Annotated in this window: 24 protein-coding genes; 10 read left to right on the top strand and 14 right to left on the bottom strand. The window is 60.2% G+C overall.

Annotation, left to right across the window (positions count from 1 at the left end):
• The first annotated feature begins 126 nt into the window (after nt 1-126).
• A complete protein-coding gene (locus F2P67_RS16770; RefSeq protein ID WP_166221785.1) occupies nt 127-1,800 on the top strand; it encodes a putative bifunctional diguanylate cyclase/phosphodiesterase in 1,674 nt (557 codons plus the stop codon).
• 22 nt (nt 1,801-1,822) lie between these two features.
• On the opposite strand, the gene F2P67_RS16765 is transcribed toward F2P67_RS16770, so the two are convergent.
• Nucleotides 1,823-3,220, bottom strand: coding sequence for a NorM family multidrug efflux MATE transporter (locus F2P67_RS16765; RefSeq protein WP_166221783.1), 1,398 nt, complete (start codon nt 3,218-3,220; stop codon nt 1,823-1,825).
• Between the two features lie 159 nt (nt 3,221-3,379).
• On the opposite strand from F2P67_RS16765, the gene F2P67_RS16760 reads away from it, so the two are divergent.
• Nucleotides 3,380-4,300: a LysR substrate-binding domain-containing protein gene (locus F2P67_RS16760; RefSeq protein ID WP_166221781.1), complete on the top strand. Its 921-nt coding sequence runs from the start codon at nt 3,380-3,382 to the stop codon at nt 4,298-4,300.
• Between the two features lie 184 nt (nt 4,301-4,484).
• Nucleotides 4,485-6,461, top strand: a complete 1,977-nt coding sequence (locus F2P67_RS16755; RefSeq protein ID WP_166221779.1) for a methyl-accepting chemotaxis protein — start codon at nt 4,485-4,487, stop codon at nt 6,459-6,461.
• A gap of 105 nt (nt 6,462-6,566) precedes the next feature.
• Here F2P67_RS16755 and F2P67_RS16750 read toward each other — a convergent pair whose 3' ends face one another.
• From F2P67_RS16750 to F2P67_RS16730, 5 genes are all read right to left on the bottom strand, one after another.
• The gene (locus F2P67_RS16750; RefSeq protein ID WP_166221777.1) at nt 6,567-8,060 is read right to left on the bottom strand and encodes a YifB family Mg chelatase-like AAA ATPase; all 1,494 of its coding nucleotides are present in this window, start codon (nt 8,058-8,060) and stop codon (nt 6,567-6,569) included.
• A gap of 170 nt (nt 8,061-8,230) precedes the next feature.
• Nucleotides 8,231-8,401 carry a hypothetical protein gene (locus F2P67_RS16745; RefSeq protein WP_166221775.1) on the bottom strand — a complete coding sequence of 57 codons (171 nt, stop codon included), beginning with the start codon at nt 8,399-8,401 and terminating at the stop codon, nt 8,231-8,233.
• A 761-nt stretch (nt 8,402-9,162) separates the two neighbouring features.
• Nucleotides 9,163-9,708 carry an N-acetyltransferase gene (locus F2P67_RS16740; protein WP_343045159.1) on the bottom strand — a complete coding sequence of 182 codons (546 nt, stop codon included), beginning with the start codon at nt 9,706-9,708 and terminating at the stop codon, nt 9,163-9,165.
• Between the two features lie 195 nt (nt 9,709-9,903).
• Complete coding sequence (locus tag F2P67_RS16735) at nt 9,904-10,422, bottom strand: BRO-N domain-containing protein (protein ID WP_166221773.1); 519 nt, start codon at nt 10,420-10,422, stop codon at nt 9,904-9,906.
• Between the two features lie 361 nt (nt 10,423-10,783).
• Nucleotides 10,784-11,044, bottom strand: coding sequence for an accessory factor UbiK family protein (locus F2P67_RS16730; RefSeq protein WP_007920416.1), 261 nt, complete (start codon nt 11,042-11,044; stop codon nt 10,784-10,786).
• A 395-nt stretch (nt 11,045-11,439) separates the two neighbouring features.
• On the opposite strand from F2P67_RS16730, the gene glnK reads away from it, so the two are divergent.
• The 4 genes from glnK to sutA all read left to right on the top strand — a co-directional run bounded on the left by glnK (nt 11,440) and on the right by sutA (nt 14,224).
• Nucleotides 11,440-11,778: a P-II family nitrogen regulator gene (glnK, locus tag F2P67_RS16725; RefSeq protein WP_002555808.1), complete on the top strand. Its 339-nt coding sequence runs from the start codon at nt 11,440-11,442 to the stop codon at nt 11,776-11,778.
• A gap of 38 nt (nt 11,779-11,816) precedes the next feature.
• Nucleotides 11,817-13,154: an ammonium transporter gene (locus F2P67_RS16720; protein ID WP_166221771.1), complete on the top strand. Its 1,338-nt coding sequence runs from the start codon at nt 11,817-11,819 to the stop codon at nt 13,152-13,154.
• Between the two features lie 215 nt (nt 13,155-13,369).
• Nucleotides 13,370-13,795 carry a secondary thiamine-phosphate synthase enzyme YjbQ gene (locus F2P67_RS16715; RefSeq protein WP_166221769.1) on the top strand — a complete coding sequence of 142 codons (426 nt, stop codon included), beginning with the start codon at nt 13,370-13,372 and terminating at the stop codon, nt 13,793-13,795.
• Nucleotides 13,796-13,897: 102 nt separating this feature from the next.
• Nucleotides 13,898-14,224: a transcriptional regulator SutA gene (gene sutA / locus F2P67_RS16710; RefSeq protein WP_007920420.1), complete on the top strand. Its 327-nt coding sequence runs from the start codon at nt 13,898-13,900 to the stop codon at nt 14,222-14,224.
• 188 nt (nt 14,225-14,412) lie between these two features.
• On the opposite strand, the gene F2P67_RS16705 is transcribed toward sutA, so the two are convergent.
• From F2P67_RS16705 to lptM, 6 genes are read right to left on the bottom strand one after another with little or no spacing between them, the layout of a single operon-like run.
• Nucleotides 14,413-15,120 carry an HAD family hydrolase gene (locus tag F2P67_RS16705; protein WP_166221768.1) on the bottom strand — a complete coding sequence of 236 codons (708 nt, stop codon included), beginning with the start codon at nt 15,118-15,120 and terminating at the stop codon, nt 14,413-14,415.
• A complete protein-coding gene (gene xerC / locus F2P67_RS16700) occupies nt 15,117-16,016 on the bottom strand; it encodes a tyrosine recombinase XerC (RefSeq protein WP_166221766.1) in 900 nt (299 codons plus the stop codon). The genes F2P67_RS16705 and xerC overlap by 4 nt, the downstream gene beginning before the upstream one ends.
• Before the next feature lie 2 nt (nt 16,017-16,018).
• Entirely contained in the window at nt 16,019-16,744 is a 726-nt protein-coding gene (locus tag F2P67_RS16695; RefSeq protein WP_166221764.1) for a DUF484 family protein, read from the bottom strand.
• Between the two features lie 13 nt (nt 16,745-16,757).
• Nucleotides 16,758-17,588, bottom strand: coding sequence for a diaminopimelate epimerase (gene dapF / locus F2P67_RS16690; protein ID WP_166221762.1), 831 nt, complete (start codon nt 17,586-17,588; stop codon nt 16,758-16,760).
• A gap of 3 nt (nt 17,589-17,591) precedes the next feature.
• Nucleotides 17,592-18,839, bottom strand: coding sequence for a diaminopimelate decarboxylase (lysA, locus tag F2P67_RS16685; protein ID WP_166221760.1), 1,248 nt, complete (start codon nt 18,837-18,839; stop codon nt 17,592-17,594).
• A 9-nt stretch (nt 18,840-18,848) separates the two neighbouring features.
• Nucleotides 18,849-19,022 (bottom strand): LPS translocon maturation chaperone LptM, encoded by a 174-nt coding sequence (lptM, locus tag F2P67_RS16680; RefSeq protein ID WP_123469791.1) that lies wholly within the window; start codon nt 19,020-19,022, stop codon nt 18,849-18,851.
• A 318-nt stretch (nt 19,023-19,340) separates the two neighbouring features.
• Here lptM and cyaY point away from each other — a divergent pair, with 318 nt between their 5' ends.
• From cyaY to rnk, 3 genes are all read left to right on the top strand, one after another.
• On the top strand, nt 19,341-19,673 hold the full coding sequence (gene cyaY, locus F2P67_RS16675) for an iron donor protein CyaY (protein WP_007911100.1): 333 nt from the start codon (nt 19,341-19,343) through the stop codon (nt 19,671-19,673).
• A 4-nt stretch (nt 19,674-19,677) separates the two neighbouring features.
• The gene (locus tag F2P67_RS16670) at nt 19,678-19,899 is read left to right on the top strand and encodes a DUF1289 domain-containing protein (protein ID WP_166221758.1); all 222 of its coding nucleotides are present in this window, start codon (nt 19,678-19,680) and stop codon (nt 19,897-19,899) included.
• A 165-nt stretch (nt 19,900-20,064) separates the two neighbouring features.
• Entirely contained in the window at nt 20,065-20,475 is a 411-nt protein-coding gene (rnk, locus tag F2P67_RS16665; protein WP_034152030.1) for a nucleoside diphosphate kinase regulator, read from the top strand.
• 6 nt (nt 20,476-20,481) lie between these two features.
• Here the strand turns inward: rnk and F2P67_RS16660 are convergent, their stop codons facing one another.
• Both F2P67_RS16660 and F2P67_RS16655 read right to left on the bottom strand, forming a co-directional pair.
• Nucleotides 20,482-23,325 carry a class I adenylate cyclase gene (locus F2P67_RS16660; protein WP_166221756.1) on the bottom strand — a complete coding sequence of 948 codons (2,844 nt, stop codon included), beginning with the start codon at nt 23,323-23,325 and terminating at the stop codon, nt 20,482-20,484.
• 194 nt (nt 23,326-23,519) lie between these two features.
• Nucleotides 23,520-23,765: a TIGR02647 family protein gene (locus F2P67_RS16655; protein ID WP_166221754.1), complete on the bottom strand. Its 246-nt coding sequence runs from the start codon at nt 23,763-23,765 to the stop codon at nt 23,520-23,522.
• Between the last annotated feature and the right edge of the window lie 121 nt (nt 23,766-23,886).

Raw genomic sequence — 23,886 nt, 5'->3', positions numbered from 1 at the left:
AATGTTCTCATTCTTGACACAAAATAACGTTTTGATAGCCGTTTTCATTGGGTCTGCTCATTGGTCATTGGTCAGCACAACGGCATAATGCCCCGCCCACATCATTGCAGAGTCTAGGGAGCTAGCTTGTCTACGCCTGTCGAACCCTTGCGTTTGCTGCTACTGGCCGAAGAGCCAGCGTGGACAGCGTTATTGCGCGAGTGTCTGGCTCCTATGGGGAGCGCGGCGGTGCTGATCAGCGCGCCGAGCTGGGAGTCGGTCAGCAGTCTGTTCGAAGACAACCGCCACGCGGTGCTGTTGACCGTTCCCGCCTTGCAGCCCGCGCCCGGCCGGTGCAGCCTGCCGACGGTGTTGCTGCTGGAACACGAACCGGCGACCACGCCCGACGGCGTCAGTGACTGGCTGGTGTTCGATGCTCTCGATGCCGGCATGCTGCGCCGTTGCCTGCGTCATGTGCGCGAGCGCGGCGTCCTCGAAAACACCCTGCAACGCCTTGCCGAACAGGATCCGCTGACCGGTATCGCCAACCGTCAGGGTTTTCAGACCTTGCTCACGGCGCGCCTCGCGGAAAACGACGGCCGCGGCCTGGCCCTCGGGCACCTCGATCTCGACAATTTCCGTCACGCCAACGACGCCCTCGGCCATCAGGCGGGCGACCGCTTGATCCTGCAAGTCGTCTCGCGTCTGAAAAGTCAGCTGGAGGCCGGTGATCAACTGGCGCGGCTGGGCAGTGATGAGTTCGCCCTTCTGATCGACACCCGCCGTGCGCCGCAACGGGCCGAGTGGATGGCCGAACGCATTACCGAAGCCTTGTCGGAACCCTACTGGGTCGATGGCGAAAGCCTGTTGATCGGTTCCAGCCTCGGCATCGCCCACGCCCGCGCGCAGGCTGGCGCTGATCCGCTGATGTGGCACGCCCACATCGCCATGCAGCAGGCCAAGAGCACGCAGGGCTGCACCTTTCATATCTTCAACGAACGCATCAACCGTAACGCGCGCAGCATGGCCGACCTCGAAAGCGAGCTGCGTCGGGCATTGCGTCGCGATGAGCTGGAACTGCATTACCAGCCACGGCTGAATCTCGAAGATGGCCAGATTGTCGGCCTCGAAGCCCTGGTGCGCTGGCGCCATGGCGAGCGCGGTTTGCTGCCGCCCAGTGAGTTCGTGCCACTAGCCGAACAGAGCGGGTTGATCGTGCCGCTGGGTTACTGGGTGATTTCCCGTGCCCTGCGTGACATGCAGGCTCTGCGCGAACGCGGGTTGCCGGCGCTGCACATGGCAATCAACCTGTCGTTCCGCCAGTTTCAGGACAGCCAGTTGTTGCCGACCCTGAGTCGTTTGATCGCCGAGCGTGGCGTCGAGGCGCAGTGGCTGGAGTTCGAACTCACCGAAACCGCTGTGATGCGCCGCAGCGATCTGGTCAAACAGACCATGGACGCTCTTGGCCGCCTCGGCGTGCGTTTCTCGCTGGATGACTTCGGCACCGGGTTCTCATCGTTCGTGCACCTCAACAGCCTGCCGATCACGTTGCTGAAGATCGACAAGAGCTTTGTTGGCGGCATGGAGCAGCGCGAAGAGAACCGCAAACTGGTACACGCGATGATCAACCTCGCGCACAACCTGCACCTGGAAGTGGTGGCGGAAGGGGTCGAAACGCCGGAGCAACTGGAATTGCTGCGCGGGTTTGGCTGCGATCAGGTGCAGGGTTATCTGATCAGCCGGCCGTTGCCGTTGGCGGAGCTGGTTGAGTACCTCACCTTCGGCTCAAGCCAACAGCCAGCCCTGGAAATTGTCAGCTAAACACCTATCCCTACAAGGGATTTCAGTCGGTCTGGGGGACTGTGAACCGACTTGATGGCGCAGGCTCACGCCGAATCATCCGCTTCATCTTCCACTCAAACGCCAGTGTCAGGCTGACCGCCGCACACGCCAGCCCCAGCGCCAGTCCCCACCAGACGCCAGTCGGCCCCCAGTTCAGATGGAACGCCATCCACCACGCTGCCGGCGCACCGATCAGCCAGTAGCAACCGAGCCCGACCAGAAACGTGGTCTTCGCATCCTTGAGCCCGCGAATGCAGCCCATGGCAATCGTCTGCGTGCCGTCGAACAACTCGAACCACGCCGCCACGGCCAACAGGCTCACCGCCAGTCGAATGACTTCGGCAAACGCCGGGTCGTTGTGATCGAGGAACAAGCCGACCAACTGATTCGGCAATAGCCAGAACACCATCGCAAACGCCAGCATCACCACTGCGCCGAACGCGATGCCGACCCGTCCCGACATCCGTGCATCCAGCAACTGCCCGGCGCCGTAATGCTGCCCGATGCGCATGGTGATGGCGTACGACATACCCGCCGGCACCATGAACGCCACCGAGACGATCTGCAGGGCAATCTGGTGTGCACCCATTTGCGTGCTGCCCATGGTGCCCATGCACAGCGCCGCGAAAGCGAACAGCCCGACCTCAACCGCGTAAGTACCGCCGATGGGCAGGCCGAGGCGCCACAGCTCTTTCAGGTACTGCATGTTCAGCCGCGACAGACCGGCGCGCAGCGGATAAGCGTCATACGCCGGGTGCCGACGAATGTGCCAGGCCAGCGCCAGCGCCATGCAGTTGGCGACAATTGCCGTGACGAGACCGATGCCCATCAAACCCAGTTTCGGCAGGCCGAACATGCCGGTGATCAGTGCGTAATTGAGCAGAAAGTTGGCCACCGTGCCGCCGAGGCTAATCACCATGACCGGCGTCGCTCGGCCGATTGCACTGGTGAAACCACGCAGAGCCATGAAGCTCAGATAGCCAGGCAGGGCGAAGGGCAGCGCAATCAGGAACTGGCCGGCCGCAGTGACGTTGGTTTCGGTCTGACCGAACAGCAGCAAAAGCGGTTTCAGGTTCCACAACAGCAAGCCGGCGCCCAGCGCCATCAGCCATGCCAGCCACAAACCGGCCTGGGTCAGGCGTGCCGCGCCAAGAATGTCGCCGGCACCCTGACGAATCGCCACCAGGGTGCCAACGGCCGCAATCACGCCGATGCAGAAAATCGACACGAACGAGTAAGACGCCGCGCCGAGGCCGCCGCCAGCCAGGGCTTCGGGACTGATGCGCGCCATCATCAGTGTGTCGGTCAGCACCATCAACATGTGCGCCAACTGTGAAGCGATCAACGGCCCCGACAGCCGCAGAATGGCCCAGAGTTCGGTACGCACAGGATGCTGCATGGTCATCACCACCCGATTATCGGAAGAAACAGAAGAGCGTCGATTCTCGGCGCTTGGACGGCATTGCACAAAGGGATAAAAAGGATGGGTCGCATGATTAAAACTCATCCAGAACAGATTCTGCTAAGTTGGCCGCATCCCGCTATAGGAGCTTTCCGAATGTCTCGTCGTCTTCCTCCCTTGTATGCCCTGCGCGCATTCGAAGCGGCGGCGCGACACAGTTCGTTTACCCGCGCTGCCGAGGAGCTGTCGATCACTCAGAGTGCGGTCAGCCGGCACATTCGCACCCTCGAAGATCATTTCGCCTGCCGGTTGTTTCACCGCAGCGGCCGCAACCTGCAACTGACCGAATCGGCGCGCCTGCTGTTGCCCGGCATTCGCGAAGGTTTCAGTGCCCTTGAGCGAGCCTGTAACACGCTGCGCGCCGAGGACGACATCCTGCGCATGAAAGCGCCCTCGACCCTGACCATGCGCTGGTTGCTGGCGCGACTGAGTCGCTTCCGTCATTTGCAACCGGGCAACGAAGTGCAGTTGACCAGCGCGTGGATGGATGTCGACTCGGTGGATTTCAACGATGAGCCTTTCGACTGCGCCGTGCTGCTCAGTGACGGCCACTTCCCGCCGGACTGGGAGGCCAGTCTGCTGTTTCCTGAAGAGCTGATACCGGTGGGCGCGCCCAACCTGTTGAATGATCAGCCATGGGATGTCGCTCGTTTGGCCAGTACCGAACTGCTGCACCCGACGCCGGATCGTCGCGACTGGCGCAGCTGGCTGGAGCACATGGGCCTGTCTGAACAGGTGTCGCTCAAGGGCGGTCAGGTCTTCGACACGCTGGAGCTCGGAATGATTGCGGCGGCGCGCGGGTACGGCGTATCCATGGGCGATTTGCTGATGGTGGCCGAGGATGTCGCGCAAGGACGCCTGAGTCTGCCGTGGCCGACCGCCGTCGCCAGCGGACTGAATTATTACCTGGTGTGGCCAAAAACCCGTCCGGGAGGTGAACGTTTGCGCCGTCTGAGTGACTTCCTGCAAGGCGAAGTGCGCGCCATGGAGCTGCCGGCAGTCGCGCGCTTGAGCTGAAACGTTCGAGCCGCCACAATGCCGGCCTTGCGCCATACCCTCGTTGCACGCTCAAGTATTCGCTTTTACCGCCGACTACGAGCAAGTGGGACCGTCGTGCCGGTCTCCACGATCCACCCCTATTACTAGAAAATTATCCGAGCTGCGATCAAGGAGGATCGAATGGCTCGGCCAGGAGCTGTCCATGTCTCAACCTCGCGCCCGGATCGCCTCGCAGCTGGGCCTCGCGCTCGCTGTGATACTGGCGATTGTCATCAGCGGCAGTACGGTGTTCGCCCTGCGTTCGCTGGACACTGCCAACCTCGCCACCCGTGAAGAGCATCTGGCCAGTGAGGCGCGGCTGCTGGCCGACCAACTGAGCACCTTCCACGGCACGTTGCGTGAAAGCACTCAGCGCTTGAGCGGACTGTTCGAGAAGCGCTTCAGCGTGGGCCTGAGCATTCACCCGAGCGAGCCGGTGACGGTGGCAGGCACCCAGACCCCGGGCCTGCACCTGGGCAGCGAGGTGTTGAACAACAACTTCAAGGAAGTCGACGAGTTCAAGCAGATGACGGCCGGCGTCGCCACGCTGTTCGTGCGCAGCGGCGAAGACTTTGTGCGGGTCAGCACCTCCCTGACCAAGCAGGACGGTACCCGCGCCATCGGCACCTTGCTCGATCACGCGCACCCGGCGTACGCAAAGCTGATGGCGGGGCAGGGTTATGTCGGCCGCGCCTTGCTGTTTGATCGTTCCTACATGACTCAGTACACCCCGGTGCGTGACAGCAGCGGCAAGGTGATCGCGGTGTTGTTCGTCGGCTTCGATTACACCGATGCGCAGAACGCCCAGTTCGACAACCTCAAGCGCTTCCGCATCGGTCAGAGCGGTTCGCTGGCGTTGCTCGATGAGCAAAACAAATGGCTGGTTGCGCCAGCGGGTGTCAAGGCGCTGGATCAGGCGGTGCCGGTGATCAAAGGCCTGGCTGCGAAACCGGGCAAGGGTGAGTTCTGGAGTGATTCTTCGGAAGACTTCTACAGCATCGCCGTACCGTTCGACGGCGGGCCGTGGGCGGTGGTGGCAAGTATGCCGAAAGCCGAAATCCGCGCGGTGACCTGGAGTGTCGGCACGCAATTGGCCATCGGCAGTCTGCTGGCGATGTTGATCGCGGTCGGCTCGGCGATGTGGCTGCTGCGCAGCAAGCTGCAACCGCTGGGTGACCTGGTGCGTCAGGCCGAGGCCTTGGGCGCCGGTGATCTGAGCGTGCGCCTGAACGTGTCGAGCAACGACGAAATCGGTCAGCTGTCTCGCGCCTTCAACCAGATGAGCCAGGCACTGTCGACCATGGTCGAGCACATTCGCCGCTCTTCGGAAGAGGTCAACAGCCGTGCGCAGGCCTTGTCCGGTTTGTCCGGTGGCGCGTACGAAGGCATGGAGCAACAGTCCGGTGAAATCACCAGCATGGCCGGCGCGGTCGAAGAGTTCAGCGCCACCTCGCTGAACATCGCCGACAACATGGGCGCCACCCAGCGTCTGGCGCAGGAAAACGCTCAGCAGACGCAGATTGGCCGTAGCTCGATGGAAGAAGCGTCGTCCTCTCTGGAGCAAATCGCTGGTGCCCTGAACAGCACCGCGACGGTGATCAACACCCTCGGTCAGCGCTCACAGGAAATCGGCGGCATCGTCGGGGTGATCACTTCGATTGCCGAACAGACCAACCTGCTGGCGCTCAACGCCGCCATCGAGGCCGCGCGTGCCGGTGAACAAGGTCGCGGCTTTGCCGTGGTGGCGGATGAGGTGCGCAGCCTGGCCTCGCGTACCCGTCAGGCGACCGATGAAATTTCCAGCATGATCCACAGCATCCAGCAGGAAACCGGCAACGCGATCAGCACCATGGAGCAGGGCAATGTGCTGATGCAGGAAGGCCTGTCGCGTAACGCCAATGTCGCCTCGGCGCTGGCACGCATCGACGAGCAAAGCCGTTCGGCGGGGCAGCAGTTTGCCGCGATCACTACGGCGACTCAGGAACAAAGCAGTACCGCGACGTTGCTGAGCAGCAATTTGCAGAGCATTGCGCTGGCCAACAGTGAGCAGCGTGAGGTGGTGTCGAACCTGGCTGTGACGGCTAAAGAGCTGGAGAAGCTGGCGGCGGACCTGCGTTCCGAGGTTGACCGCTTTCGTTGATTTGTCGCTGACATGGTCTTCGCGGGCAAGCCCGCTCTCACAGGATCTCCCCTGAACTTGTGGGAGCGGGCTTGCTCGCGAATGACGGCGGTTCGGTTTCAATACTTACTGAGTCGCCGGCCGATACTGCAGCGCTTCAGCCAGATGCTCACGGCTGATGTCCCTGGCTTGTTCCAGATCCGCCAGCGTTCGCGCGACCTTGAGCAACCGATGCGCCGAGCGCAGCGACAGGATCAGTCGCTCACACGCGGACTCCAGCCATTTCTCATCGGCTGTGGATAACTGGCAGTGTCGCTTTAACCCCGGCAGATCGAGAAACGCATTGGCGCAGCCCTGACGTTTCTGCTGGCGCTCCCGTGCCTCGGCCACGACGGCCGCCGCACTGACACTGTCCTCACCCGGTTTCACCTCTGGATTCAACGCTGTCGCCTCCCGCGCCACCGTCAGGTGCAGATCGATCCGGTCCAGCAGCGGCCCCGACAACTTGTTGCGATAGCGCTGCACCATGTCCGGCGTACACGAACACTTGCCGCTTGGCTCGCCTAGATATCCGCAGGGACACGGATTCATCGCTGCCACCAACTGAAACCGCGCCGGAAAACGCACGCGATCCTTGGCGCGGGCAATCACGATATGCCCGGACTCCAGCGGCTCACGCAGTACCTCCAGTACCTTGCGATCAAACTCCGGCAGCTCATCGAGAAACAGCACGCCGTGATGGGCGAGGGTGATTTCGCCGGGTTGCGGTTTTGAGCTGCCGCCAACCAGTGCCGGCCCGGAAGCCGAGTGGTGCGGTTGGCGAAACGGTCTCTGCGGCCAGTGGGTCAGCGGCACGCCGCTGGCGACCGATTGAATCGCTGCCACTTCAAGAGCTTCGCATTCTGATAACGGCGGGAGTAACCCCGGCAAGCGACTGGCCAGCAGCGTTTTTCCCGTTCCCGGCGGCCCGCTGAACAACAGGTTATGCGCACCTGCGGCGGCGATCAGCAGCGCGCGTTTGGCCGCCAATTGCCCCTGCACTTCGTTGAGATCTGGATAAGGCCGGGCGGCATGAATCAAACCGTCCGACACGTAAGGCTCCACCGGAGTGTGTCCGTTGAAATGTGCCACCGCTTCCAGCAGATGATCCACCGCGTACACCTTCAGGCCCGAGGCCAGACACGCCTCCTCGGCATTCGCCCGCGGCACCACCAGCGCACGACCCGCCTTGCGCGCCGCCAGTGCTGCCGGCAACACGCCACGCACCGCTCGTACTGCCCCGGACAACGCCAACTCACCAAGACATTCCACATCATCGAGCGTCAGGCACGGCACCTGCACACTCGCCGACAGAATTCCCAGGGCAATCGCCAGATCAAACCGCCCGCCATCCTTGGGCAGATCCGCCGGCGCCAGATTCAAGGTGATGCGCCGCGCCGGAAACTGCAGCCCGGAATTGATGATCGCGCTGCGCACCCGATCCTTGCTCTCCTTCACCGCCGCCTCCGGCAGGCCGACCATGGTCAGCGACGGCAGACCGTTGGCCAGATGGACTTCGACGGTGACAGCGGGAGCATCCACGCCAATCTGGGCGCGACTGTGGACGATGGAGAGAGACATGGTCGTTCCTTGAGCTGAATCGGGGGCCGCTTCCTGCGGGTTTTTGAAGGGTAGTCTGGGGAAAGGGCGTTGGTCGGACAGTTTTAAGGGCGAACTTTCACTGGATGTTGCCGGAGGCACTAATCCTCAGGCATAAAAAACCGCCTGTCAGGCGGTTATTTTGGCGGTACTCAGGTTCCACCACCGGCGAGCCAACCATCGGGCTCCATTTCCTTGCCGTAGGTCGCGGGCACTTTCAGAAAATGCCGCTGACTGGCTGAAACTCTGTCCGGCAATCCGAGTGCCTCGGTACCCTGTTTGGACACCCGTGCCGGTTGGGTTTTCTGCTTCTTCTGCTTCATAAACACCTCACGTGCCGGGATGCTTGATTCGATCTTATTGGTCGGATTCAGATTTGAGTGTCTGATTTCGAAGCTTGGTACCCTTTCCTTTTCTTCGTATCGTCTTGTTCTGTCGGGATCAAGCTGCAGACGATATCGAAGGCATTGATGCTTACGTAATCAGACGAAGGGGACGGTCTTCGTAGGACTGTGCCTGCGTGGGTGGAGGACGTTGGAGATGGCCAGTTCAGGATGTGGGAGGGCGGAGGGGCAATACTTTATGTCGGCATGGATGAGAGTTTTGCTCTGCAATCATAAATGAGCTTTGACTCCTGAGCGGTACTGAAGGATCCTCCCGTTCGAGGACTGCAACAGCGCATTCGTCGGGACTGGGCACCAGTAAAAGCTCCCCCGCATTTTTGGCAGCAGAGAAAGTTGGTTTCTCTGAAGTAGTGACGACGGGCTAGCCTGTCGGATTCTGAACCCAAGGCCGTAAAGCCAGGAGCTAAAGAATCGCTGCGACTACTCCTCCAAACACAAAAAAGGCGTCCTATGGACGCCTTTTTTATTTTTGACTCAGGATCTTCTACCGGCCAGCGGGCCGCTTGGCTCAAGCTCTGGCCCACATGTAACAGCAACTTCAATAAATCGCCGTTGGTTGGCTGACATATCCCCTGCCAACCGGAGTGCTTCGAGATGTAGTTCAACAATCTGAAGAAGCTTTGCCTTTCGCTTTTTTGGGCTCATACGCACCTCGTGCGATTGGGTTGTTGATTTCGATGTTATTGACCGTCCACAGAAATGACAAGCCGGTTGGTGTGGTCGAATTTGAACCCCAGTTTTCGGTAATAAAAAACAACATTCGGATCAGGATCCTGAATCTCGATTTCTTTGCATCCTAGCGCTCGCGCATAGTGATCTGCGACAAGCAGAGCAATCGGCGCGATCCTGCCGCGAAGCGGGTGTGCACTGTCCGGATGCCCTTCCAACAGAATAATCTTTAAGCAGATAGAGCTTGCGCGCGGGGTCGCATAGCACATGCCGCAAAGTATCTGTTTGTACCATATCGCCAAATCCAGACCTTTCGCATCTTTACTTTTCCAGTCTGCAACGTCATCCCAAGGGAAAATTGTTGGCCCCTCCCAGAGAAAGCATTGCGTTATCGCTGCTGGGGTAATTGGCTCAAACTTGACCGCTGCTGCATCAATATTCGGGATTCTCGGGGCAATGTTCTTGAGAAAGAATTTGTGGGCGATCTTTCGCGAGTTTGATCTGAATGTCTGGTTACGAAGATCCGTTGCTTTGCCTTTTCTTCTCATTGTTTTCATCTGTTTGGATCTGGTCGCAGAAGATAGCCAGCAGAGAGGGGGCAGCGAAATCAGACGTGGGGGACGCGTTTTGTAGGACGTTACTTCTGTGAGTGGGGGATTTCGGAGTAGGGGGCTGGAGAAAATGAAGACACAAAAAAGGTCATTTCAGTGGCATCACTGAAATGACCTTTGGTGAGGTTGCAGCGCAAAAATTCAGATCAATTGCAGAGCCTTTCTCCACCATGAGTTCACAGCCGTGCGGTTTACCTGTTCTCGCTCCGTCACCATGTGTGGCACATCCTGCAACCGTATCCACGGCTGATTATTCCAGTGCAACAAACTCAACGTCATATCCGGCCAACTGAGCAGGCTCAGGTGTGGGCGTTCGCTTGTGGTGGGCACTTGAGTGTCGCGCAGGGTGGGGATGACCTGGTGGGTGAGCCACTCGCGCAAGGCTCGGTATTCGGGGCAGTAGTGGTAGACGAGGAGGGCGTAGATGCCTGATTCGCTGATCAGCAGGGTTTTTTCGATCTGGTTGTGGATGAGGGTTTTGCGGGTTTGGTATTGGTCGGGGTCGAGTTTTCGCAGCATGCGTTCGTTGAGATGGATGTGCAGCAGGCGGCTCAGGTCTCGGGCGCAGAACCAGGGTTGGTTCTGGATGAGGAGGGCGTGGAGGGGGAGTTTGTGGCGGGTGAAGATGTGCGGGCTTAGATAAGTCTCTTCTTGATTCATTGAGCAGTTCCTCTTGCTTAAGGGGCTGCCCTCAATCGTCGCCAAACGATTGGGTGGCAGTTGTACGCGGGTTGGCGAACCGGAGCAAAAGGAACCCGGCAGACCCGAAGGTCTCCCACGCACAACCGCCATGAAACGATGTGGCGGTAAATGTAGCCGCCATCATGGTTGTCGTGCGCCTTAAGCTATCCAGGTCGCCAAACCCGGTGCTGAACATTCAGCATCGGGTGATGCTTAGAAACCTGGGCTTTTCGGCGCAATCGGACGGCGGTGGTGCAGGTTGTAGGACGTTGCCGAGAAGAATGAAGGGCTGAAGATCAAAAGATCGCAGCCTTCGGCAACTCCTACTGGGGGGGCGGAATTATTCGGCTGGTGGAGTCAGCTTGGCTTCCATTTCGGCGACTTTGGCTTCGAGGCTTTCGAGGCGGGCGCGGGTGCGGGCCAGTACAACCATCTGACTATCAAATTCTTCACGGCTTACCAGATCGAGTTTGCTGAACGCACTTTGCAGCAGCATCTTGAACTGGCTTTCGATTTCGGCTTTCGGCAGCGGGGTATCGCCGCTGAAGAGGCGGGAGGCAGTGCCGCTCAGGGCGTCGAGGAAGTCTTTGGGCGCGAGCATGATGGATGTCCTGGAAACAATGGCCGGCAGTGTATCACGCAGTGTCTATAGTCATTTGCGCAGGCTGGGATGCACGCTTTTCGCGCAAACGGATGGACGGCAGCGCACCGTTGTTGTGCGTATCCGTCGGGCCTTTTGGGCGGGAGTGCCTGCGGCAGCGGCCAAGGGATTGAAATCAGAGGTTTTTGGCGAGATGGCAAGGTTTCTGCTTAGTCACCTTCGACCCATGCACTGATGCAGTCGCTGTGACGAATGCAGTGCGGCAGGCGAAGCGGGGAGTTTCGTCTGATGCGGTTAGCTGGCGTCAGCGATGCGTTACAAAGCCAGGCACTGCGCTTAGACTTGAGTCGGGTTTGTTTTCCTGGGGCAAGTCCACCAATTCGGGAGAGAGTTTCATGAAGCTAGTCACTGCCATCATCAAGCCGTTCAAGTTGGACGACGTGCGCGAGTCGCTGTCCGAAATCGGCGTGCAGGGCATTACCGTTACTGAAGTCAAAGGCTTCGGCCGGCAGAAGGGTCACACCGAGCTGTATCGCGGCGCGGAATATGTGGTCGATTTTCTGCCCAAGGTGAAAATCGACGTGGCCATCGACGACAAGGATCTGGATCGGGTTATCGAGGCGATAACCAAAGCGGCCAACACCGGCAAGATCGGTGACGGCAAGATCTTCGTGGTCAATCTGGAACAGGCGATTCGCATCCGTACCGGCGAAACCGATACCGACGCGATTTAAACGCCGCCACAAACCCCAACGCCCCAGGAGAAAACAATATGACTCTGCGTAAATTCGCAGGGCTAGGAGCCCTGTTGTCCATCGTAATGCCCAGCCTTGCTATGGCGGCAGACGAAGTGGCGGCCCCAGTCCTCAATTCCGGCGACACTGCCTGGATGCTCACCTCCACAGCCCTCGTGCTGTTCATGACCATCCCGGGCCTGGCGCTTTTCTACGGCGGCATGGTTCGCTCGAAAAACATTCTTTCCGTGATGATGCAGTGCTTCGCCATTACCGGTCTGATCAGCGTCCTGTGGGTCATTTATGGCTACAGCATCGCGTTCGACACCACCGGCATGGAGCAGGGCGTCGTCAACTTCAACTCCTTTGTCGGCGGCTTCGGCAAGGCGTTCCTCGCGGGCATCACGCCAGCCAGCCTGACCGGGCCTGCGGCGTTGTTCCCTGAGGCGGTGTTCGTCACCTTCCAGATGACCTTCGCGATCATCACTCCGGCGCTGATCGTCGGTGCGTTCGCCGAGCGCATGAAGTTCTCCGCGATGCTGATCTTCATGGGCATCTGGTTCACTCTGGTTTATGCGCCGATCGCTCACATGGTCTGGTCCGGCAACGGTGGCCTGATGTGGGACTGGGGCGTACTCGACTTCGCAGGCGGCACCGTGGTGCATATCAACGCCGGTGTGGCCGGTCTGATCTGCTGCCTGGTATTGGGCAAGCGTAAAGGCTTTCCGACCACGCCGATGGCGCCGCATAACCTCGGTTACACCCTGATGGGCGCGGCGATGCTGTGGGTCGGCTGGTTTGGCTTCAACGCCGGTTCCGCTGCAGCCGCCAACGGCACTGCCGGCATGGCGATGCTGGTCACCCAGATTGCTACCGCTGCCGCCGCGCTGGGCTGGATGTTTGCCGAGTGGGTCACCCACGGTAAACCAAGCGCACTGGGCATCGCCTCGGGTGTGGTTGCGGGTCTTGTGGCAATCACTCCGGCTGCCGGCACCGTGGGCCCGATGGGGGCACTGGTGATCGGTCTGGCGGCGGGCGTGGTGTGCTTCTTCTGCGCCACTACCCTGAAACGCAAACTCGGTTATGACGACTCCCTGGACGCGTTTGGCGTACACGGTATCGGCGGTATCCTCGGGGCGATCCTCACCGGTGTGTTCGCCGCACCGTCGCTGGGTGGCTTCGGTACCGTCACCGACATTGCCGCTCAAGTATGGATTCAGTGCAAAGGCGTCGGCTTCACGGTGATCTACACCGCGATCGTCACCTTCATCATCCTCAAGGTCCTGGACGCTGTAATGGGTCTGCGTGTGACCGAGGAAGAAGAGTCGGTGGGCCTGGATCTGGCACAACACAACGAACGCGGCTACAACTTGTAAGTACGCGCATTGAAAAACTTGCCCGGCTTGCCGGGCATTTTTTTGTCTGGAATTTGTCATTCACGATACAGCTGAATGGATTTTTCATACGGCTTTGGTCGTGTTTACGACGGGCGTTTTTCTGCGGCCAATGGCTTACATCATTGCAGGAATATTAGGGTCTTTGTTTTTTCCCAGAGCGCGCTAGAATGCGCCCCGAACGTGCGGAGAACTGTATGTGGCAACAGACTCTGATAACCCTGCGGGCACGGCCCCGGGGCTTTCATCTGGTAACGGACGAGTTAATCGCCGGCCTGCCTGAACTCAGGAAGTGCCGGGTCGGTCTGTTGCATTTGTGGCTGCAGCATACCTCGGCGTCGTTGACCATCAACGAGAACGCCGATCCGGCGGTCCGTCGCGACTTCGAACGATTTTTCAATCGTCTGATCCCACAAGGAACAGACGGCTATGAGCATAACGACGAAGGCCTGGACGACCTCCCGGCGCACTTCAAGGCCAGCGTGCTTGGCTGCCAGATCAGTCTGCCGGTTTCGGCAGGTCGCCTGGCACTGGGAACCTGGCAAGGCGTTTATCTGGGCGAGCACCGTGATCATGGCGGTGCCCGAAAAGTCCTCGCCACCTTGCACGGTGAAGGGGCATAAACCGTTGGTCACCAATGGTTACTGATTTTTTAACGGCGACTTTCGACAGTTGCCAAAGCTGGTCTATAACTAATCTGCTTTTCGCAAGTCATGAGGTAGAACATGAGCGACGATGATCTGGAAAACGACGACCTCGAAGTAGGCGACGAGGACGAGGCCGAGGAAGGTCTGGAAGCAGCAGCGGAAGACGTTGCTGACGACGATGGCGGTGACGATACGCCGGCCCCGGCTGCCAAAGGCAAAGCCAAGGCTGCGGTGTCGGTTGATGAGTTGCCGAGCATTGAAGCCAAGAACAAGGAGCGCGACGCCCTGGCCAAGGCCATGGAAGAGTTCCTGTCGCGTGGCGGAAAAGTGCAGGAAGTGGAGGCCAACGTGGTCGCCGATCCGCCCAAGAAGCCGGACAACAAGTACGGTAGCCGCCCTATCTGAGGCGTGCCGCTTGCTTGCTGAAAAAGCCCGCCGTCGCTGCGGGCTTTTTCATGCCTGAAATAAAATCTCTGGATGCACCGCGATCCAATGTAGGAGTGAGCCTGCTCGCGATAGCGGTGTGTCAGTCAACGTAGATGTATCTGACTCACCGCTATCGCGAGCAGGCTCACTCCTACAAGGGAACTGTGTCAGTTCGAGAGGGCATTCCAGCGTGCGAGAACGGCAGGCAGATCAGTCAGGCTGCGAATTTCGGCATCCGGCAAACGCTCCGCTTCCCAGACTTTGCCCCCCGGGTTGAACCAGATCGCCCGCAACCCGGCCTGTTGCGCACCGGCAATGTCATCGCCCGGATGGTCACCGATGTGCACCGCCGCTTCCGCGCTCACGCCACCGCGCTGCAACGCTTCATGGAACAGTCGCGCATCCGGTTTGGCGATGCCGATGTCTTCGGCGCACAACGCAAACTTGAAGTAGTCCGCCAGCCCGAGACGGCGCACATCGGCGTTTCCGTTGGTGACCACGCCGAGGGCGTAGTGCTTGGCGAGGGTTTCCAGGATCGGCTCGACCTCCGGGAACACCTCGATCTGATGCCGCGCATGCAGAAACACTTCAAAACTCTTGTCCGCCAGCTCCGACGCTTCGCCATGAGCGTATCCGGCTTCTTCCAGCGCATGGAACAACACCCGCCGGCGCAGCGCGCTGATGCGGTGTTTGAGTCCCGGTTCGCTGGTCAATACCCGTTCGCGGATCGACCACAGATGTTCCACCGGCACCGCGCCCAGATTCGGCGCATGTTCGCTCAGCCATTGGCGCAAAACCGCTTCGGCGCTGACGATCACCGGGGCGGTGTCCCAGAGGGTGTCGTCGAGGTCGAAGGTGATCAACTGGATGCTCATGAATCGTCGCCTTTCATGCGTTTGGCCCGTGGATGGGCGCTGTCGTAGACCGCCGCCAGGTGCTGGAAGTCCAGGTGGGTGTAGATCTGCGTGGTCTTGATGTCCGAGTGGCCGAGCAACTCCTGCACCGCGCGCAAGTCCTGCGAGGATTCCAGCAAGTGGCTGGCGAAGGAATGCCTGAGCATGTGCGGGTGCAGGTTCTGCCCCAGTTCACGCTCGCCGGCCAGTTTCACCCGCACCTGAATCGCCCGTGGGCCGAGGCGTCGGCCTTGCTGGCTGACGAACACGGCATCGTCCGCCGGGTTGGTCATCGCTCGCAGCGGCAGCCAGTGTTCGAGGGCTTCGCGGGCTTTTTTACCGACCGGCAACAGACGGGTTTTACTGCCCTTGCCGAGCACTTGAACCATGCCGTCGGCCAGATCAAGTTGATCGAGATTGAGCCCGGTCAGTTCGGAAAGACGCAGGCCGGAGGAATAAAACAACTCCAGAATCGCCTGATCACGCCGGGCAAGAAAGTCGTCTTCCACGGTCCCTTCAAGCAGTTGCAGTGCACGGTCGGTGTCGAGGGTTTTTGGCAGGCGACGTTCGCCTTTCGGTGGCGCCAGACCGGTCGCCGGATCGTGATCGCAGAGACCTTCGCGATTCAGGTAGTGATAGAGCCCGCGCACCGCTGAGAGCAGGCGCGCGAGGCTGCGCGAGGACTGGCCCTGCGCATGCAGGCGGGCGATCAGGCTGCGCAGGCGCTGAATATCCAGCGCGGCCCAACTGCCAATGTTCTGCTTGATGCACCAGCCGAGGACTTTATCGAGGTCGCGGCGGTAAGCCGACAGGGTGTGCGGCGACACCTGCCGCTCACTGCGCAGGTGTTCGCAGTAAGCGTCCAGTTGTCGTTCCATGCTCAACGTACCGAGCGCAGGGAGCTGTTGACCCGTGGCAGCACGCGGCCCATGACTTCGGCGATGTAGCTCAGAAACAGTGTACCGACCGAGCTCTTGTAGTGCTGCGGGTCGCGGCTGGCAATCGCCAGAATCCCGTGGATGCCTTGATGACTGACGGCAACCACGGCGGTCGAACCGATCTGCTTGCGCTGTTCCTCACCGAAGAGGAAATCCAGTTCATGTTCGCGCAGGTTGCCGCTGACGCTTTTGCCTTCGGTGAGCAAACCGCCGATGGCCGTTTGCGCTTCGGCGTGGGTCACCCAGCGACCGACCGGCGCGGGGTTGTCGCCGAGCAGAATCAGGCTGACGAAGGGAACCTGAAAGTCCTGGCGCAGGCTGTCTTCGACGCTGATGACCACGTCTTCCAGGCTGGCAGCGTCCATCAGCGAGAGGATCAGGCGGCGGGTCTTGTCGAACAGGCGATCGTTGTCGCGGGCGACGTCCATCAAATGCGAGAGGCGGTGGCGCATCTCGACATTGCGGTCACGCAGGATGGTCATTTGCCGTTCGACCAGCGACACGGTGTCGCCGCGCTGGTGGGGAATACGCAAGGCCGGGAGCAATTCTTCGTGCTCTACGAAGAAGTCCGGATGAGCCTCGAGGTATGCGGCAACCGCTGCCGCCTCCAGGCTCTCGGACGCTGATTCGTCGGACTGTCGGGCGGGTACCTGAGGCTTATCGGTCATGGCTTCTGCTCACTCAAAGACGCACTTGTCCTTCGTATACACGCACTGCCGGGCCGGTCATCAAAACCGGTTGGCCCGGGCCTGCCCATTCAATGGACAGACGCCCGCCGGGCAGGTCGATCAACAGCGGCGAATCCATCCACCCCTGACTGATTGCTGCGACAGCCGCTGCACAGGCGCCGGTACCGCAAGCCTGGGTTTCCCCGGCGCCGCGTTCCCAGACGCGCAATTGCGCGCGGTTGCGGTCGATGACCTGGATGAAGCCGACATTGACCCGCGCCGGAAAGCGCGGATGGTGTTCGATCTTCGGCCCCAGTTCATGCACCGGTGCAGTGTTGATGTCCTGCACGCGCAGCACGGCATGCGGGTTGCCCATCGACACGGCGGCCAGTTCGACTGTGGTGCCGTCGACTTCCAGCTGATAGCTGGAGGCCTGCGCCGGTGCTTCGAACGGAATGTCCGCCGGCACCAGGCGCGGGGCGCCCATGTTCACACCGATCTGGCCGTCGTTACGCACGTCCAGTTCGATGATGCCGCCCTTGGTCTCGACGCGGATCTGGCGTTTGGCGGTCAGACGCTTGTCGAGCACGAAACGCGCGAAGCAGCGCGCGCCGTTGCCGCACTGCTCAACTTCGGAGCCGTCGGAGTTGAAAATCCGATAACGGAAATCCACGTCCGGGTTGCTCGGCGCCTCGACGATCAGCAATTGGTCGAAACCGATGCCAGTGTGTCGATCGCCCCATTGCTTGGCGTGCTTGGGCTGAATGTGCGCGTGCTGGCTGACCAGGTCGAGAACCATGAAGTCGTTGCCCAGGCCGTGCATTTTGGTAAAACGCAGCAGCATGGGTTACTCCGGCAGCAGGCTTTCGCCGGCAAACAGCTCGGCCACGGTCTCGCGGCGACGCACTTCAAATACCTGATCGCCATCTACCAGCACTTCGGCGGCACGGCCGCGAGTGTTGTAGTTGGAGCTCATCACAAAACCGTAGGCACCGGCCGAATGCACGGCCAGCAGATCGCCTTCGGCCAGGGCCAGTTCGCGGTCCTTGGCGAGGAAGTCGCCGGTTTCGCAGATCGGCCCGACGATGTCGTACTTGCGTGCAGCGGTGTCGCGCGGTTTGACCGCAGTGACGTCCATCCACGCCTGATACAGCGCCGGACGGATCAAGTCGTTCATCGCCGCGTCGACGATGGCGAAATCCTTGTGTTCGGTGTGTTTGAGGTATTCGACCTGAGTCAGCAGCACGCCGGCATTGGCGACGATGAAACGGCCCGGCTCGAACACCAGCGCCAGATCACGACCGTTCAGACGTTCACGCACGGCTTTGATGTAGTCGGCAGCCAGCGGCGGCTCTTCATCGCGATAACGCACACCCAGGCCACCACCGAGATCGATGTGGCGCAGGTGGATGCCGCAATCGCCGAGGCGGTCGACCAGATCGAGCAAGCGATCAAGGGCATCGAGGAATGGCGGCAGGGTGGTCAGTTGCGAACCGATGTGGCAATCGACACCCACCACTTCCAGGTTCGGCAGGTGAGCGGCGCGCACGTACACGTCTTCGGCGTCTGCAATGGCGATGCCGAACTTGTTCTCTTTGAGACCGGTGGAAATGTACGGGTGGGTACCGGCATCGACGTCCGGGTTCACCCGCAGCGAGATCGGCGCGACAACGCCCAGTTCGGCGGCGACCACTTGCAGGCGTTCGAGCTCGTCGGTGGATTCGACGTTGAAACAATGCACGCCGACTTCCAGCGCGCGACGCATGTCGTCACGGGTCTTGCCGACGCCGGAAAAGACGATCTTCTCGGGGCTGCCGCCAGCGGCGAGAACACGCTCCAGCTCGCCTCGGGAAACGATGTCGAAACCGGCGCCGAGACGGGCCAGGACGTTCAGAACGCCGAGGTTGGAGTTGGCTTTGACTGCATAGCACACCAGATGCGGCATGCCGGCCAGCGCATCGGCGTAGGCCAGATACTGGGCTTCGATGTGCGCGCGGGAGTAGACGTAGGTAGGCGTGCCGAAGCGGTCGGCGATGGCGGACAGCGCCACACCTTCCGCGAACAGCTCCCCGCCACGGTAGTTAAAAGCGTCCATGGCGATCCCTTAGTAAACGTCGTGCTTGTGTGCCTTGGAGACAGGCTGCTTTTGCGAAGACTGGGCTTGCTCGGCCGGGTCCTGATCGTCATCCGGCAGGTACAGCGGGCCCTTTTGACCGCAGGCCGAAACGAGACAGGCAACCGCGACGAGCGCAGCAAGGGAAGAGATCAGGCGCTTCATGGCGAAATCCTTGAAAATGCGTTAATTGCGCCGGAGTATACCGGCCACCCGGCAGCTTGCCTATGCGACGGGGTTCCCGTCCGGCGGGGCTCCTCAGATACGCTTAATTCCCTGTGGGAGCGGGCTTGCTCGCGAAAGCGGTGGGTCAATCGACAAAGGTGTTGGATGTGCCGGCCTCTTCGCGAGCAAGCCCGCTCCCACGGGTACAGTGTTTGCAGTGCCGGTATTGGTGCTTGGTCGTTATCCTTTGCAATCGGCCAGCGGCGTCCGTATCTTTCGGCGCTTGAGCCTGATCAGACATTTTTTGAGGTTGCCGCAATGAGTTTGTCCGAAGCCCGTTTTCACGATCTGGTCGATGAAACCCAGGAAAAACTGGAAGACATCTTTGACGAAAGCGACCTGGATATCGACATGGAGAACTCGGCCGGTGTCCTCACCGTCAAGTTCGAAAACGGCTCGCAGCTGATCTTCAGCCGTCAGGAGCCATTGCGTCAGCTGTGGCTGGCGGCGGTGTCCGGTGGTTTCCACTTCGACTACGACGAAGAGAGCGAGCGCTGGATGTGCGACAAGAGCGAAGAGCAACTGGGCGAAATGCTCGAGCGCATCGTCAAGCAGCAGGCCGGCGCCGAATTCGATTTCGAAGGCCTGTAACTCCGTGACTGACACCGCTCCCGTTCGTCCGCCGAAGCCGCTTTACAGCAATGTCAGCCAGGCCGTGCCTTCGCCGTGCACCGGCGTGTGCCGGCTGGACGAGCAGAAGGTCTGTCTCGGTTGCATGCGGCATGTCGAAGACATCCGCGAATGGCGTTCGGCGGATGATCAGCGCCGCCGGGTGATTTGCCAGCAGGCTGCCGCACGAAAATCCCAAGTCCAGTGATGTTGTGGAGTTCTCACACAGTCAAAAAAGTGGGTGGCTTGTATATTTTTTGAGCTGTGATAGTGTCCGGAAACGCCTCAACCCATCGAGGCCTGGTGAAAACCCCGTCTTTTGTGGCGGGGTTTTGCTTTTTTTGTGTGCAGAAGAAAGGAGTCTGCCCGGATCATGACCGCACCTTCCATCACCCTTACCCGTCTGGACGTGCAACGTCTGGAGCGCCTGATCGACAGCCTGGATGACACGCTGCCGGGCGTGATCGCGCTGCAAACCGAGCTGGACCGCGCCGACACCGTGGTCGGCCACGATGAAGTGCCCGCCGATGTCGTGACGATGAATTCCCGTGTGCATTGCCGCGAAGAAGGCAGTGGCAAGGATTACCACCTGACGCTGGTCTATCCCAAGGACGCCAATGCCGATGAAGGCAAGATCTCGATTCTCGCCCCGGTCGGCAGCGCGTTGTTGGGCCTGAAAGTCGGTCAACACATCGACTGGCCGGCTCCGGGTGGCAAGACGCTGAAGCTGACCCTGCTGGAAGTCGAATCGCAACCGGCCAACGGTGGTGATTTTCGCGAGTAACCCGCCTCAGACCTGTTCGAGCGCCTCGTTCAGGGCGCGCTCCAGGTCGGCCTTGTAGCGCAGATACAGATTGCTTGAACTTTGCCCGTCACCGAGCAGGCCCGACAGGTCCAGGTCGGTGATGTAGCAGCGGTAGCGCTCGGTCTCACGACGCTGCTCGACGATCTCCCGGGCGACCACGCTGAACAGCTGGTCGCCATGTTCCAGCTCGCTGAATTCCCTTTGATTGCAATATAGGGTGACTTGCACTTCCCCCGGTGCGGCTTTGCCGACGATTGCCTGCACGTCGTAAAACGGTTTGTTGACCGGTGTCTGTGGCGCTGGCCGCGCTTCGACGCGCCGTGCCTTGCCCGGCCCTGATGGCAATAACTGGTAATACAGTGTTTCGAGGCTGACCGCAGGCGCCGCGTCCATCGGGAGCAGGGCATCGCGCCGATACTGGATCGATTGCAGAAAACGCTGCAGCGGCACCAACAGGCTCTGTTCGTCGTGATACGGCAAGTGCTGCTGCCACAGCGCATTGAACTCATCCAGCACATACACCTCGGCCTGCTGCTCGGTGATGCGGTAAAACACTTGAATGCTTTCCGGCTGGCCCATCGGCAGGATCAGTGCGAGGTCGTGATCCTCCAGCGCCATCGGGTCCAGATGCAGCGGGCTGTAGCGCGCCTGCTCTTCGCCGAGATAATCGAGCAGTGCCGGCAGTGTCGCGAGGGCGACATGGTTGACCTGGCCCGGCACCAGTTCCAGCACGTGATAGTGCTGCTGCACCTGAATCAGGTAGCGGTGATTCAATTCGCTGAGTAGCAGGTTTTGCGCGGTGTCGACGATTTCCTCGACGCGGCGGGCGATGAACTGCGCACGGTTATGGCAGAAGCAGCGCACCTTCAACGACGGCTGCAACGGCCCGCGCGGCAGATTGTTCAGGTGGTCGCGCAGGCAGTCGAGCAGGGCATGAGGGCCGTCGAAGCGATTGACCAGCACTTCGTTCCAGCTGTTGAGCGTGACCTGATCGAGGGTCAACACGAGGTTTTCGCGCACGCCGGCGTAGCTCAAGGAGTCGGTGCGTTCGGTGGTCATCAGGATGTTGAGGTCGCGGTGGTGCTTGAGCGGATCGACGCCGACGTTGACCAGCATCAGCACTTCGCTCGGCACGGCTGCGCGCAACAGCGGCTCTTCGGCCACAGTGGGCAAGGGCAGGGATATGCACTGTTGCAGGCTGCCGAGCAGATTGAAAAGTTCGAACTCGCTCAAGTCGCTGGTGCCGGGGTGCAGGGCGAGGCGGGTACTGCTGTCGATCACGCCGTTGCGGTGGCACCAGGTCAGCAGTTCGAGTAATTCGCGGCTGCGCTTGATCGGCGCAAAGTGTTCCCATTCCAGCGCCGTGAGGCTGCCGTTGTACAGACCCCACTGAGTCTGCCCCGGTTCCTTCTTGTTGCGCGATTGCACCAGGGTCAGGGTGTCTTCGGCCAGGTCGGGGGCGATGCCGGGGTTGATGAACTCGACTTTGTCGGCCTTGCGCTCGAACGCGGCATACAGGCGGCGGCCGAGGACGTTGAGATCGCGCTTGTTGATCAGGCTGACGGTCTGTTCAGTACGGGCGAACTGAGTCAGGAAGCGATAGCTGTAATTCAGCTCGTTGACCAGCGCACGCCGCTCGGCGCTGACCTGGCGGACTTTCCACTGGCTGCGGCTGTCGAGCAACGCAAGTTGCCGCTGATCCCAATGCCATTCGCTGGCCAGGCGCTCTAGCAGCGAGCGTTGCCAGCTCTGGGTGCGGCTGTTACCGGTGAGCTTGCGATTGACCTTGAGGTACAGCGCGCGTCGCACCAGTTCAAGGCGTTCCGGCTCTTTGCGGGCAATGAGGTATTCCTCGATACGCCGGTACACGACCATGTACGGATCCAGCTCATCGAGATCCAGCTGATTGGCGAACACGGCTTTTTTGAAGCGCAGGCTCAGGCACTGCACCTTCGGGTGTTCGCTGGCGTAAACCTCGGTCAGCAGCAGTTTGAGCACCGACTTGTACGGCGACTCGATACCCTTGAACAGCTGCCACAACCCGGCACCAATGAATTCCCCCGGCGGAATCGTCGCCAAGTGCCCGAGGTCGAGGGTTTCGTCGGCGCGGATAAAGCGTTTCGACAGCAGGGTGTGGGTGTAAATGTCGTAGGCGGTTTCTTCGTAAACCGGCACCAGCCACCAGATCGGTGTGCGCCCGGCCAGCCAGATCGCAGTGCGGTAGAACTCGTCCAGCAGCAGATAGTGTTGGGTGGTGCCGCAGTTTTCGGAGCTGAGCTGGCTGTCGCGTTCGCCTTTGACGAAGCGCACCGGGTCGATCAGAAAGAAATGTGCCTCGGCGCCCTGACTCGCGGCCCAGACTTCGAGTAACTGGCATTTTTTGCTCAGCTCGGCCAGCTCGTTTTCAGTCAGATCCGGCGCGTGACAGACCCACACGTCCATGTCGCTCTGATCGGCCTGGGCCAGCGTACCGAGGCTGCCCATCAGGAACAGGCCGTGAATCGGTCGCGGCGGGTTGCTGCCGTGGCGCGGCTTGTAGGAGAACGAGCGGGTCAGGCGCTGAGCTTCAGCGAGCGCGTTGGCGTCCGGCTCGTAATTCGACAGGCCGGCCGGCGTGCTGCCCGAAACGTAACCGGGCAGCAAAGGATGATTGACGTGGAAGAACAGCGGTAGCAGCGTCAGCACGCCTTGCTGGCGTGTCGACAACCCTTCCATCGCCCGGCCCAGACGGCCCTCATTGAGTTTTAGAAAACGTGAGCGCAACTGGCTGAGAACCTTGCGGTCGATTCCCTCGTCCAGATCGGGGCGGATTTCGTGGGTGCGCGTCATGTCAGCTCAAACCGGCTCGCAGGCTCGGACGTAGAGGGGCTAAGTGTGGCAGGCAGTTTAGCCTTTGCACGACGGGACTTTTAAGCTGAATTTGTTTTTTGACGTCAGATTTCTATCGCTTGGCGACGATTGACGTCCGGACGGGCCCGCGGAAATCCCGTGGCAGGAGTTCCCGTGGGCGAAGTCAGGGGGGATCAGGCGGTTGCTTGCTCTTTCAGAATGGTCAGCACGGTTTGCACGTTTTGTGCGGCATCGCGACCGAGGCTGGTCAGGTAACCGCCATCAGGCTGGTCTGTCAGTTCTTTTTCAAAGAGGCGTTGGGCAGCGGCAATGTGCTTCGGGGCAGCGGTCTGATGAATTTTCAAACCTTCCTGGGAACTGTCCAGGTTGAAGAGTGCGAGGACTTCCAGTTCGGCAACCAACTCAGGGGTAAGCGACATAAGGACTCCAGACTTTCTAGGAATTGGACGACAGCGTCCCTAAGGTGAACCCGCTTTTGCGGCGTGTCCAGTGCTCAGATCAGGGATTTTGTCTTGAGGCGGGTTCCAGTGTAGTCAGGAG

Origin of the sequence: Pseudomonas atagonensis (genome assembly GCF_011369485.1) — a bacterium.
In the GTDB taxonomy this organism is placed as follows: Bacteria; Pseudomonadota; Gammaproteobacteria; order Pseudomonadales; family Pseudomonadaceae; genus Aquipseudomonas; species Aquipseudomonas atagonensis.
This window is presented reverse-complemented; position numbering and strand designations above follow the sequence as displayed.